Source organism: Enterobacter soli, assembly GCF_964208575.1.
GTDB lineage: Bacteria > Pseudomonadota > Gammaproteobacteria > Enterobacterales > Enterobacteriaceae > Enterobacter > Enterobacter soli_A.
The window spans coordinates 1-12,863 of sequence record NZ_CAXOFU010000032.1; the positions used below are offsets into that span (position 1 = coordinate 1).

Genomic DNA, 12,863 nt, shown 5'->3' on the forward strand with positions numbered 1-12,863 from the left:
GTCAGGGCGGCGGCGACTGAGCCGCCCTGACACGTTCACACGTATTGTGGTGACAGAGAAGCAGAAAACGTGAAGTGAACGGAATCACTACCCGATCCGCATGTTCCCCTCACCCCACGCTTTCATTGTCAGATTTGTGCGGGCTGGTGCCCTCACCCTAACCCTCTCCCACGGGGAGAGGGAACCGATCGAGCGATGAATTACTACAGCGATTTAATTGCCTGCGTAGATAAAAATCTTAACGCTACTCCCTGTTCCGGCTGAAAATCGCCGAAGCGTTTACGGGAGCCCGGGTTGTCAGGGCGGCGGCGACTGAGCCGCCCTGACACGTTCACACGTATTGTGGTCACAGAGAAGCAGAAAACGTGAAGTGAACGGAATCACTACCCGACCCGCATATTCCCCTAACCCCACCACAAAATCCCCAATCAATACCGCACACAAACCGACTTGGTCTCACACCATCCGTCCAGCCAGTCCGGGCCGAAATCGCGGCCTGTTCCCGACTGCTTCATGCCGCCAAACGGCAGGTTGGCGTCAATCAGCGTATGGCTGTTGACCCACACCGTCCCGGCCTGCAGCCTGTCGGTATACTCCAGCGCTTTGCTCATGTTCTGCGTCCAGACGCTGGCGGTCAGGCCGTACTCGGTGTCGTTGGCCAGCTGCAGCGCCTCTTCGCCGTCCGCCACGCGCACCAGGTTCACTACCGGGCCGAATACCTCTTCGCGGGTCAGGCGCAGGCTGGCGTCGGGGTTAACCACCAGCGTTGGCGACACGTAATAGCCCTTGCCGTCCGGGCCGCGGTTGCCGGAGATCAGCTCCGCGCTGCGCGACTTCGCTTCGTCGAGGAAGGTCTGCACCTTGTCGCAGTGGGCGCGAGACACCAGCGGGTTGATAAACGCCTGCGGAGACATCCCCGGCCCGACGCTCAGGGACTTCACCGCCTGCTCGAAGCCGCTCACCAGGGTGTCGAACAGCGGCGCTTCAATATAGATACGCGAGCTGGCCGCGCACACCTGCCCCTGATTGAGGAAGCTGCCGGTCATCAGCCCTTCGATCACCCACGCAGGATCGGCATCCTTCAGCACGATGGCCGGATTTTTGCCGCCCAGCTCCAGCGTTACGCCGGTCAGGGTATCGGCCGCCGCCCGCGCAATCTGCTTGCCCGTCGCCGTGGAGCCGGTGAAGCTCACCTTGGCAATGTGCGGGTGCGAGGTCAGCGCCGCGCCGCATACCGCGCCGCTTCCCGTCACCACGTTAAACACGCCCTCTGGAATGCCCGCTTCGCTCGCCAGCTCCGCCACGCGCAGCATGGTCAGCGGCGTGGTTTCAGACGGCTTAATGACAATCGAGCACCCCGCCGCCAGCGCGGGCATGACCTTCCACATGCCGATCATCAGCGGGAAGTTCCACGGCACAATCCCGGCGACCACGCCAACCGGCTCTTTGCGCGTCCAGGCCTGATAGCGCGCCCCCTGCGGCAGCGGGATGGAGAGATCCAGGGTCTTGCCCGCGATTTTGGTGGTCAGCCCGGCGGTGTAGCGCATCCAGTTCAGGGTGCAGCCCACTTCAAAGGCGCGGGAGATGTTGATGGATTTCCCCTGCTCCAGGGTTTCAAGCTGCGCCAGCTCTTCGCCGTGCTGCTCAACCAGATCGGCGAAGCGCAGCAAAATGCGCTCGCGCTCGGCAGGCAGTTTTCCCGCCCAGCTGCGGGCGACAAAGGCGCGCCAGCCGGACATCACCGCGCGATCCACATCGTCCACGCTGGCATCGGCGGTGGAGGCAATCACTTCGCCCGTCGCCGGGTTAAATACGTTCAGACGTTTTTCGCTGTCGGACGCGGCCTGACGGCCCTCGATCCACAGTCCATGATGGCGGTCTAAAAACTGCTGCACGACGGGCAGGACTGCGGTCTGTGATTCAGACATAGGGTACTCCTTCGTTATTCTTCGCAGGGTCTCAATGCAGTCTAAGAGGGGTTTCGCATTCCCGCTTTTGTCTCTGTGACATTCGCTTTGCCACCTGTGACAGGCTCCGCAAAACATGATAATTCCCGCTTATAGCACTATTCCCGGTGAGTGTTCTTTCCTATAGTCAGCCTCGTAGGCCGGACAAATTGCAACACAAATGCAACAATGCGAAAACATTGAAAGCGCAGCGAGAACAACAATGGCGTGTGCAAGCGAACAGGAAAAGTATCAGCAGTGGCTGGCGCAAATTAACCAGGTTTGCGGGCGCTTTAACGCGCGTCCTTTAGAGGGCGAGTTTATCGGCGAGCTGGAAACCAGCTACGCCCGCAGCCTGAAGCTGAGCACCGTCACCGCCGGGGGCGTGAACCTGTTTCGCACGCGTCAGGAGATCAAAAACGGCAACGACGCCTGGTTCTACACGGTCTTCCAGCTTGAGGGCAGCGCCCAGCTCGAACAGGACGACCGCCGCTCGGTGCTGAAAACCGGGGATATCACCCTGATCGACGCCTCGCGTCCCTGCTCTATCTACTGGCAGGAAAAATCCCGCCAGATCTCCCTGCTCGTACCGCGCCAGATCGTCGAACAGCAGTGCCGCTTTCAGGAGATCAGCTGCGCGCTGACCCTGCCGCGCAGCCTGCCGACGGTGCAGCTGAGCCACAGGCTGTTACAGGAAAGTATGGGAAACGCGGCGCTCAGCGACAGGGAGAGTGAAGCTGCGCTGGAAGCGATGGTCTGCCTGCTGCGCCCGGCGTTTCAGCAGCGCGAAGCGGTGCAGCCGCGCAAAGAGCGCCAGTTCCAGAGCGTGCTGGCGCTCATCGACGACCATATCCAGTCGGAGGCGCTGCGCCCGGAGTGGATCGCCACGGAAAGCGGGATGTCGGTGCGCAGCCTGTACCGCATGTTTGCCGAAAAGGGGCTGGTGGTGGCGCAGTACATCAAGAACCGTCGGCTCGACCTGTGCGCGCAGGTGCTGCGCGCCGCGAGCGATGACGAAAAGCTGGCGGGGATTGGCTACAGCTGGGGATTTGCCGATCACAGCCACTTCTCGACCGCCTTCAAGCAGCGTTTCGGCGTCTCCCCTGGCGAGTACCGCAAGCGCTTTCGTTAGCTACTTTTTCAGCCACTTGCCGTTAATCCCCTTCACGTATTCTCCGGGCTGGGCGCGGGAAACCAGCTTCTGCCCCGCCATTTTCGCCACGTCGTCCACCGGCAGATTATTGCTGTCCGCCAGTTTCTGGTAGCTTTCGGTTCGCGCCGCATTGATTTGGTTCACCAGCGCCAGGGTTTCTGCGTCCTGGCGCACCGGGGCAATATAGCCGCTCAGGGTTTCCCCCACGCGCCCCTGGGCGCGCGCCTCGCTCAGGGTGAGCGTTGCAGCCTGCGCGTTCATGCCAAGCGCCAGTAAAATGAGTGCTAACGTTCGTTTCATGGCGTCCTCAGAACAGATCGCTGCGCGATTTCAGCAGGGTTTCGACATCTTTATCCACCTTGATGTGGATTTCGTGCTCAATTTTCACGTTCATATTGATGGTAATCGGCTCCTTGGGTGCCGCCACTTCAATGCGCGGCGTACAGCCTGTCAGCAACGCGACAACGGCCACGGTGAGTACACCAGCCAGCTTTTTCATTGTTGTTCCTCACTTTCCTTGCTTGTCGAACTGCGGGTCGTATTCGGTAACGCCGCGTGTTGCTCTAACCAGGTTTGCAGATTGTCCCCGAAGCGCAGGCTGCGCCAGAGGGTAAAGACATTTTCGTCGTGGGTGTAGTTCAGGTTGACGGAGCTGCTTTTGCCGTCCACCCGGCTGGTTCCCTTGATGGTCGCCTGCATGGTTAATTCACCCAGATTATCTAAATTGATTTTCGTCCACGAACGCGAAATTTCCATATAGCGGAGCCAGTTAATTGCCGCCCCGGCGACCATATTATCCTTCACGATGGCATCGGCGGTGTCTTTATCGATGCGCAGCGTCATCGGGCCGGGGTTGGTTAGCCAGCCGTCTTTGATGATCCATTTCTCGTTGTCGAGCCAGAACGGCAGCGCCCCGCTCACCGGACCAGACATCGTGAACTGCTTGGGATTCACGGCGCTGATAAGCTCGCTCGACGAGATATTGTTCACCCGCAGCAGGGCCGGATCGTGCTGGGGCATTCGCAGCTGCTGCATGGTGATTTTCCCGCCGAGGGCGTCCACGCTGACGTTGGTTAACAGCAGCGGATGGTCGTCGCTCCAGGGGTAATCCCCCTGCAAATCGGCGGTGATATTGCGCGCGGTGACCAGGTTCACCACTTCGCCAATGCGCAGGGTGACCGGGCCGCGCGTGCCGAGGGACCAGGTGCCGTCGCTAAAGCGGAACGGCAGCACGAAATCAACGCCGTTGATCTGGTTATCGGGCATCCAGGCGCTGCCGGATTTCAACACGCCGTGGCCGCCGGCTTCAAAGCCCTGCCCGGCGGCGGCGGAGAAGGCCACCTGCGCGTAGAGATCGCCGTCGCGCAGGCTCATTTTCCAGTCGGGCGGAATCAGCGGCTGAAACACGGTGAGAGACTGTTTCGGCCACCACGCCTGACCGCGCAGGCGCTCCCCGTCCCAGCGGCCGTTCACCTGCACCGGGCCGATGGCCTCGGCGTGCAGATCGCCCTTAAACTGGAAGACCGTCGGGTCGCTGCCCTCCACGCTGAACATCAGCACCGACGGCGGTAGCACGCTGCCGCCGGAGAAGCTGGTTTGTCCGGCGTTCAGCGCCAGCGCGCCGCTAAAGTGCGGGTCGGCGGGGTCGCGCCGCCAGCGCACCGGTTTATCCAGCACCAGACGCGGCTTGCTTACCAGCATGGTGCCGTACTGGAGCTTGTCGAACCCGGTGGAGAGATCCGTCAGCTCAATGACGTTGTCGCGCCATTCGCCCTTTCCGGCCACGTCCCAGCGCGCGTTCATCGGCGTGAAGTTGCCTTTGCCCCAGTAACGCCACTCCCACAGGCCGTTGTCGGGTAAAAAGTCGCTCGCCTGCCCGTCCAGATGCAGCTCAAAATCGCCCATCTCGTTTTCATGCGCGCGTAAAATCGCCTGTAAGCGACCGTCGACGCCCTTCTGTGTAAGCTTCACCCCCGCAAGCGGCCAGCGGATCTCGTCGATATTCAGTGAGTTGATGATTCTACCCCGCGAGCGCAGGAGCGCGCCGGGCTCAAAGGTCAGCTGCGGATCGCTCAGGCTGCCGGTGAGTTTCGCAGGTAATTTGGCGTAGAGGATGAGGTCGTTTTGCTTGGCCTCGCCGTTCAGGTACAGCGGCATATCGCTGTTTTCCATGTTCAGCCTGCCCGGCCCGATATTCAGCACGGCGTTGCCTTTGCCCGCGTCACCCTGGGTCAGCACGTTCAGGCGTCCGGTCAGGGTGGCGTTCTCCAGCCCCTGCTGCCAGTTATCGACCTTCAGCCCCACGCGTCCACTCAGCGGCATCCCGGAGAGCAGCCAGTTCCAGCGTCCGTCGCTGATGGTGAACTGCTGCCGGGTAATCTGCCACGGCAGGTCGAGCAGCGGATCGGGATTGTCCCGCGCCATCACCACCAGCTGGCCCTGATTCTCTTCCCAGTCGAGGTCAGCATCCACCAGCGAAGAGAGCTGCGGCACGTTAAAGGTGGCGAGCGCGTGGCCTTTCACCGGCACGCCGTCCGGCACCAGCGGCATCGTGAACTCTCCCACCAGCGTTACGGGCTGCGGGTGGTCGGGCAGACGGGCTTCAAGCTTGCTGACGGTCAGCGCCCGTCCGCGCAGCTTGCCCTGAAAAGTGACCTGCTCGCCCTGATAGCTCACTTCCTGAATCGCGGGCGTCAGGGAAACCTTTAGCTCCCCTTCCCACTGCTGCCAGGGCGAGAGCGTCAGGCGGTGAACGGTAAGCCAGGTATTGGGCAGCAGCGACTGCCACTGCGCCAGGGTTTTGGGTGCCGCCGTAGAGGGTGCGGTCTCGGGGAGCTTGCTCAGACAGGCCGTATTGAGATCGAGCGAGGCGATGTCCAGCTTCCAGCGGCTGGGGTGCGAGAGCGTCGCGTTTTCGATTTTCGCGATCTCGCAGTCCTCAACCAGATAGCGCAAATCCGGGATAATCAGCGCGTGCCGCGTAAAGCGGGGGCTGGTTTCGAAGGCGATGCGCGTACCGACGGGAAGCCAGATCCCGGCGAGCGTCGGCACCCACTGCGCAAGCGTTATCAGCAGCGTCAGCGGCAGCAGTATCAATAGCAGTAATAGCGCAATCGCGGCTTTGTATTTACCCTTCATGGGCAGTTAATATCCTGATTTATCGAAAGAAATAAGCCGACAGAGCCGCGTATTGTCGCATGTTTAGCCCGTCAGTTGAAGCAAATGCCAGTTTTAAGGATAGATGGTCTGGCTTCGCGCGCTCAACTTCGTTCTTATTGGACTAAGCTTAAACCTTTATTGACGCCTTCGTTCTGCATGAAGGCCCCAGAGCCGCCCGGGAGCATATATGACTGACATTAATGAACGCGTTGAACACCTTGAAAAGACAATTGATGAACTGCAGCTCGAGGTTCACGCTTCAAGGTTAGCCATCACCATTTTGTACAAAATGATCGACAAGCAGATTGACGATCCCGCCCAGGCGCTAAATCCGGATGAACAGGAAAAGAGCTCCGCGCCGCTGGTTAAGTTCAATCATCCTGAGCAAGAGGAATACGAGGAGAAGCTGACCCAAAGAGTGTTAGCCCTGCTGACGCGCTCAGAGAAAACGGTCTGACCGACTGCAACGCGGATGTTGTCCTTGCGGAACATCTGCGCGTTGATTTCCCAGCAATCGCCCGCCTGCGGTTTCCCGTTCCCATGATTGCTCAGCTTTTTTACCGCCGGGGACAAACGGCCGTGTGGGATGACGCATCGCGAGAGCATCGGCAGTAATCCTTGCAGATGATTTTCCCCCTGCCTGACTGAACGTTTCGTTCCCCTGTCATCCCCGGTTACGCCATGCTTTCTCCACCCGAATGGTTGAATGCGCAAATACTGCCCATATAAGAGCGCTATGTCGTTGGAATTTCATAGAGTTAACCGCCTTAAATGCTCTAGAATGATTGATAGAACTTATTGAATTCAATAATATTTTATGAATTGTAAGATTATTTTAATCATGCTAACGTGAATGCAAAATCACTGGAGAAAGTCTTATGAAACTCGCGGTTTATAGCACAAAGCAGTACGACAAAAAGTATCTGCAACATGTTAACGAGACTTATGGATTCGAACTTGAATTTTTCGACTTTCTGCTGACTGAGAAAACGGCGAAAACAGCGCACGGCTGCGAAGCGGTCTGTATTTTCGTTAACGATGACGGTAGCCGTCCGGTTCTGGAAGAGTTGAAAAAGCACGGCGTTAAGTACATCGCCCTGCGCTGCGCGGGCTTTAACAACGTGGATCTGGATGCCGCCAAAGAGCTGGGGCTGAAGGTGGTTCGCGTCCCGGCCTACTCGCCGGAAGCGGTGGCTGAACACGCCATCGGCATGATGATGTCCCTGAACCGTCGCATTCACCGTGCCTATCAGCGCACCCGCGACGCCAACTTCTCGCTGGAAGGCTTAACCGGCTTTACCATGTACGGCAAAACCGCGGGCGTGATCGGCACCGGTAAAATCGGCGTTGCAGCCCTGCGTATTCTGAAAGGTTTCGGGATGCGCCTGCTGGCGTTCGATCCGTATCCAAGCGCCGCGGCGCTGGAGCTGGGCGTGGAATACGTCGATCTGAACACGCTGTTCTCGCAGTCCGACGTGATCTCCCTGCACTGCCCGCTGACGCCGGAAAACTATCATTTGCTGAACCAGACGGCGTTCGACCAGATGAAAGACGGGGTGATGATCGTCAACACCAGCCGCGGCGGTTTGATTGACTCCCAGGCGGCAATTGAAGCGCTGAAAACCCAGAAGATTGGCGCGCTGGGCATGGACGTCTACGAGAACGAACGGGATCTGTTCTTCGAAGACAAGTCTAACGACGTGATTCAGGATGACGTGTTCCGTCGCCTGTCCGCCTGCCACAACGTGCTGTTCACCGGTCACCAGGCGTTCCTGACCGCCGAAGCGCTGATCAGCATTTCAGAAACCACGCTGGGGAATTTGCAGCAGCTGGATAAGGGTGAAGATTGCCCGAATGCAATAGCTTGATCCAGGGGGCCGGGCGGCGACTTTGCCTCACCCGGCTCGCAAAATTTTACGCCCGGTAAGCATAACGCTACCGGGCGTTGCGTTAATTCAGCCCGCGATTTTTCAGCATCGGCTCAATCAGCGGATCGTGTCCGCACCAGTCCCATCCCAAACAGACCTGAGTCACAATCAATCTCTTTTGATTATGCTGACAACCTCGAAAATCATTTCATGGACGAGTTGGTCAAAGCCGCTGTGAACGCTCAACTTCTATAAATTAAGGCTATTACGATGGGTCTGTGCATGGTGATGGCGTTGATTTTTTGCTACGCAAAGGTGATATTGACCTGACACTTATTTTTTTAGGGATAATGAGAATGTTCAGTAAACTGTGGTTTATTAAGTCCTGGTACGCTGGTGCTACGGTCTTTACCTGCTTTAACTTGGGATACCACATTGGTGAATTTTATTTTAATGGATCACGTATACCATGGGTGATAAGCGTTGCAGTGGCTTGCATTATCAACTGGGGTGCAGCGCCTTTCTTCAGGAAGGTTGCGACTGAGGCAACGCAAAAACAATAAAAAGCCGCCCGGAGGCGGTTACAGTTACTATAGACTGTCTCGATGTTCATGAAGTCGGTCTTTAATGGTGTTTTCAAAAACCTGGGTCCAAATTCATTTTCACAATCGCGTTATTCCCCACCTGATATCTTGCATTGTAGTCAGCGCGAGTTATTTTGAGCTCTGCAACTTGAGAAATAAAATCTGGTGTTGAAATCCCTTGCTGCTTATTGTCGAACACTTTCATGAGATAAGTGTCGGAGTCAAAATTAATTACGTCGTAACGCATTAAGTTTGCATCAGTCTTGCTGTTGATATAGTAGGTGGTAAGACCATAAATCATTATTATTATCCTTTTTTAACATGCGAACCTAAATCATGGTGGCGGCTGCGGAGGAGTTTTGTGAAAGAAAAAATCGGACAAAAAACCGGGCGTCACGCCCGGTTCTGTTTTCAGCAAAATACACCCTACTCTTTTAACCCACGGTTCTTAAGCATCGGCTCAATCTCAGGATCGTGCCCGCGCCAGTCCCGGTACAATGCTTCCAGATCGCTGCTGTTGCCGCGCGACAAAATCGCCTCGCGGAATTTCTGTCCGTTCTCCCGCGTTAAGCCGCCCTGCTCCACAAACCACTGGTAGCCGTCGTCCGCCAGCATCTGCGTCCACAGGTAGGCGTAATACCCCGCCGCATAGCCGCCGCCGAAGATATGGGCGAAATAGCTGCTGCGATAGCGCGGCGGCACCGCGGGCAGATCCAGCCCCTCTTTTTTCAGCGCCTGCGCTTCGAAGGCCTCAACGTCATCCACGCTGTCCTGCGCGCTAACGGCATGCCAGTTCATGTCGAGCAGCGCGGCGCTCAGCAGTTCGGTCATGTCATAACCTTTGTTGAACTGCGTGGCGTTAAGCATCTTGTCGCGCAGCGCCTCCGGCATCGGCTCGCCGGTCTGGTAGTGACGGGCATAGTGGGCGAACACCTGCGGATGGCTGGCCCAGTGCTCGTTAATTTGCGACGGGAATTCGACGAAATCACGCGGCGTGTTGGTGCCGGAGAGCGTGGCGTAGCGCTGGGTGGCAAACAGGCCATGCAATGTATGACCAAACTCGTGGAACAGGGTCACCACATCGTCCCAGGAGATCAGCGCCGTCTGTCCGTTAGCCGGTTTTTGGTAATTGCAGACGTTGTAAATCACCGGATGCGCCGCGAACTCATAAGACTGCTCAACAAAGTTGCCCATCCAGGCGCCGCCGCCTTTGGAGTCTCGGGCGAAGAAATCGCCGTAGAACAGCGCCATGCCCTCGCCCGTGTGGTCGAAAATTTCCCATACGCGGACGTCAGGGTGATACACCGGGATGTCAAAACGCTCGACAAAGCGGATGCCAAAGAGCTGGCTGGCGGCCCAGAACACGCCGTCGTGCAGCACTTTATCGAGGGCAAAATAGGGTTTGATCTGCGATTCATCCAGCGCGTAGCGAGCTGAACGCACGCGCTCGGCGTAAAACGCCCAGTCCCATGCCTGCGCGGTAAACCCGCCCTGCCGGTCATCAATCACCTTTTGAATATCGGCCAGCTCGCGCTCTGCGCGCGCACGCGCCGCCGGGACAATACCGCGCATAAACTGCAGCGCCGCCTCCGGCGTTTTCGCCATCTGGTCGGCCGTGCTCCAGCTGGCGTAGCTGTCGAACCCAAGCAGCTGCGCCTGACGCGCGCGCAGCGTGACCAGGCGGCGGATAATCTCGCGGGTATCGTTTTCATCGCCCTTCTGGGTGCGCGTCCAGCCCGCCTTAAACAGCGCCTCACGCGCCTGGCGCTGGGTAAGCGCCGAGAGCGCCGGCTGCTGGGTGGTATTCAGCAGCGGGATCAGCCAGCGATCGTTGAGCCCTTTTTCAGCCGCCGCCTGCGCCGCCGTGGCGATGTCGTCCGCGCTGAGCCCGTCAAGCTGACGGACGTCATCCACCACCAGCCCGCCGGATTTATCCGCCGCCAGCAGGCGCTGGTTAAACTGGCTGGTGAGCGACGCGGATTCGGTATTGAGCGCTTTCAGCTCCGCTTTTTCGTCGGCACTCAGCCTCGCCCCGGCCAGCACAAAGCGCTGATAGGTTTCGTCAACCAGACGGCGCGACTCGGGATCGAGCGCCGCGCGCTGCTCGCGAACGGCCTCCACGCGGGCAAACAGCGTTTCGTTCAGCCAGATATCGTTCGCCAGCCCGGCCAGCTCGGTGGAGAAAGCCTCGTCCAGCTCCTGCAAATAGTCATTGGTGTGCGCCGAGGTCATGGCAAAAAAGACGCTGGTCACGCGGGACAGCATCGCGCCGCTTTTTTCCAGCGCCAGCACGGTGTTGTTGAAGTCCGGCGCGGCGGTCTGGGCGATAATGGCATCAATGTCGGCACGCTTCTGGCGCAGGGCTTCATCAAATGCCGGGCGATAGTGGCTATCGTTAATCACGTCAAAACGGGGTGCCTGATAGGGCAACAGGCTGATTTCAAAGAATGGATTGGTGTCCGACATCGTTTACTCCTGGAAACGGGTTATCTCCCCAGAGTAGGCCAGGCCGCTCCGGCCTGCAATGGCGTCATACAAATGTTGCCTTAACGCACGCCCTGAGAGCGTGCTATGGTAATACAACATAAAAAGCGTTGAGGAACAGTGAGATGATTATTTTAGTTACCGGGGCAACGGCAGGTTTTGGTGAAAGCATCACGCGCCGCTTCGTCGCTAACGGGCATAAAGTGATTGCAACCGGTCGTCGTCAGGAACGTTTGCAGGAGCTGAAGGACGAGCTGGGCGACAGCATCCTGACCGCCCAGCTGGACGTGCGTAACCGCGCTGCCATTGAAGAGATGATTGCTAATCTGCCTTCTGAATGGCAGGCCATCGACGTGCTGGTTAACAACGCCGGTCTGGCGCTGGGCTTGGAGCCTGCGCACCGTGCCAGCGTAGAAGACTGGGAAAACATGATCGACACCAACAACAAAGGCCTGGTGTACATGACCCGCGCGGTGCTGCCTGGCATGGTTGAGCGCAATCGCGGCCACGTGATCAACATCGGCTCGACCGCCGGAAGCTGGCCTTACGCGGGCGGTAACGTGTATGGCGCCACCAAAGCCTTCGTTCGCCAGTTCAGCCTCAACCTGCGCACCGACCTGCACGGCACTGCGGTCCGCGTGACCGATATCGAGCCGGGCCTGGTGGGCGGCACCGAGTTCTCCAACGTGCGCTTCAAAGGCGACGATGCGAAAGCGGGTAAAACCTACGAAAACGCCAACGCGCTGACGCCAGAAGATGTGACCGAAGCGGTCTGGTGGGTGGCGACGCTGCCGAAACACGTCAACATTAACACCGTTGAAATGATGCCGGTCAGCCAGAGCTTTGCCGGACTGAGCGTCCATCGCGGCTAATTTGCCCTCCCCGGCCTGCGGGCCGGGTCTGTGATGCCAGTCAAAAGAATGGTAGTATGTTCAGGTTAACTCTCTGAGAAATCACAACCAATGGCCGCTGAATCGCAACTCAATCCCACCCAGCCTGTTAATCAGCAAATCTATCGCATATTGCGACGTGACATCGTTCATTGCCTGATCCCGCCGGGAACGCCTCTTTCCGAAAAAGAAGTGTCGGTTCGCTTCGACGTTTCTCGCCAGCCGGTGCGTGAAGCCTTTATTAAGCTCGCGGAAAACGGCCTGATCCAGATCCGCCCGCAGCGCGGCAGCTACGTGAACAAAATTTCGCTCTCGCAGGTGCGTAACGGCTGCTTCGTTCGCCAGGCGATTGAGCGCGCGGTGGCGCGCCGTGCGGCATCGCTGATTAACGATAACCAGTGTTATCTGCTGGAACAAAACCTGAACCAGCAGCGCATCGCGATTGACCGCAAGCAGCTGAATGACTTCTTCCAGCTCGACGATGAGTTTCACCAGAAGCTGGCGCAAATCGCAGACTGCCAGCTGGCATGGGACACCATCGAGAACATCAAAGCCACCATCGACCGCGTGCGCTACATGAGCCTGGATCATGTCTCTCCGCCGGAAATGCTGCTTCGCCAGCATCATGATATTTTCAGCGCGCTGGAAAAACGCGATCTCGACGGCGTGGAAAACGCAATGACCATGCATTTGCAGGAAATTAGCGAATCGGTGCAGTTAATTCGGCAGGAAAATAGCGACTGGTTTAGCGAAGATTAATGGCTGCCGCATCCCGATAT

The 12,863-nt window shown here is 57.9% G+C and carries 11 protein-coding genes; 5 read left to right on the forward strand and 6 right to left on the reverse strand.

Annotated features, from left to right (window positions below; genetic code table 11):
* Nucleotides 1-428 precede the first annotated feature (428 nt).
* Entirely contained in the window at nt 429-1,928 is a 1,500-nt protein-coding gene (locus tag AB6V08_RS21920; RefSeq protein WP_368544896.1) for an aldehyde dehydrogenase family protein, read from the reverse strand.
* A gap of 241 nt (nt 1,929-2,169) precedes the next feature.
* On the opposite strand from AB6V08_RS21920, the gene feaR reads away from it, so the two are divergent.
* A complete protein-coding gene (feaR, locus tag AB6V08_RS21925; RefSeq protein WP_368544897.1) occupies nt 2,170-3,078 on the forward strand; it encodes a transcriptional regulator FeaR in 909 nt (302 codons plus the stop codon).
* On the opposite strand, the gene AB6V08_RS21930 is transcribed toward feaR, so the two are convergent.
* The 3 genes from AB6V08_RS21930 to AB6V08_RS21940 are packed head-to-tail and all read right to left on the reverse strand — an operon-like array spanning nt 3,079 to nt 6,237.
* Nucleotides 3,079-3,399: a YdbL family protein gene (locus AB6V08_RS21930; protein WP_368544898.1), complete on the reverse strand. Its 321-nt coding sequence runs from the start codon at nt 3,397-3,399 to the stop codon at nt 3,079-3,081.
* 7 nt (nt 3,400-3,406) lie between these two features.
* The gene (locus tag AB6V08_RS21935) at nt 3,407-3,598 is read right to left on the reverse strand and encodes a YnbE family lipoprotein (protein ID WP_368544899.1); all 192 of its coding nucleotides are present in this window, start codon (nt 3,596-3,598) and stop codon (nt 3,407-3,409) included.
* Complete coding sequence (locus AB6V08_RS21940; RefSeq protein WP_368544900.1) at nt 3,595-6,237, reverse strand: YdbH family protein; 2,643 nt, start codon at nt 6,235-6,237, stop codon at nt 3,595-3,597. The genes AB6V08_RS21935 and AB6V08_RS21940 overlap by 4 nt, the downstream gene beginning before the upstream one ends.
* Nucleotides 6,238-6,445: 208 nt before the next feature.
* Between AB6V08_RS21940 and AB6V08_RS21945 the strand changes: the two genes are divergently transcribed.
* Together AB6V08_RS21945 and AB6V08_RS21950 are read left to right on the forward strand one after the other, a co-directional pair.
* Nucleotides 6,446-6,715, forward strand: coding sequence for a hypothetical protein (locus AB6V08_RS21945; RefSeq protein WP_368544901.1), 270 nt, complete (start codon nt 6,446-6,448; stop codon nt 6,713-6,715).
* A 421-nt stretch (nt 6,716-7,136) separates the two neighbouring features.
* Nucleotides 7,137-8,126, forward strand: a complete 990-nt coding sequence (locus AB6V08_RS21950; protein WP_368544902.1) for a 2-hydroxyacid dehydrogenase — start codon at nt 7,137-7,139, stop codon at nt 8,124-8,126.
* Between the two features lie 636 nt (nt 8,127-8,762).
* On the opposite strand, the gene AB6V08_RS21955 is transcribed toward AB6V08_RS21950, so the two are convergent.
* Nucleotides 8,763-9,011 (reverse strand): hypothetical protein, encoded by a 249-nt coding sequence (locus AB6V08_RS21955; RefSeq protein WP_368544903.1) that lies wholly within the window; start codon nt 9,009-9,011, stop codon nt 8,763-8,765.
* A gap of 125 nt (nt 9,012-9,136) precedes the next feature.
* On the reverse strand, nt 9,137-11,176 hold the full coding sequence (gene dcp, locus AB6V08_RS21960; protein WP_368544904.1) for a peptidyl-dipeptidase Dcp: 2,040 nt from the start codon (nt 11,174-11,176) through the stop codon (nt 9,137-9,139).
* 143 nt (nt 11,177-11,319) lie between these two features.
* On the opposite strand from dcp, the gene ydfG reads away from it, so the two are divergent.
* Together ydfG and AB6V08_RS21970 are read left to right on the forward strand one after the other, a co-directional pair.
* On the forward strand, nt 11,320-12,066 hold the full coding sequence (ydfG, locus tag AB6V08_RS21965; RefSeq protein WP_368544905.1) for a bifunctional NADP-dependent 3-hydroxy acid dehydrogenase/3-hydroxypropionate dehydrogenase YdfG: 747 nt from the start codon (nt 11,320-11,322) through the stop codon (nt 12,064-12,066).
* Nucleotides 12,067-12,156: 90 nt separating this feature from the next.
* Nucleotides 12,157-12,843, forward strand: coding sequence for a GntR family transcriptional regulator (locus tag AB6V08_RS21970; RefSeq protein WP_368544906.1), 687 nt, complete (start codon nt 12,157-12,159; stop codon nt 12,841-12,843).
* The last annotated feature ends 20 nt before the right edge of the window (nt 12,844-12,863 follow it).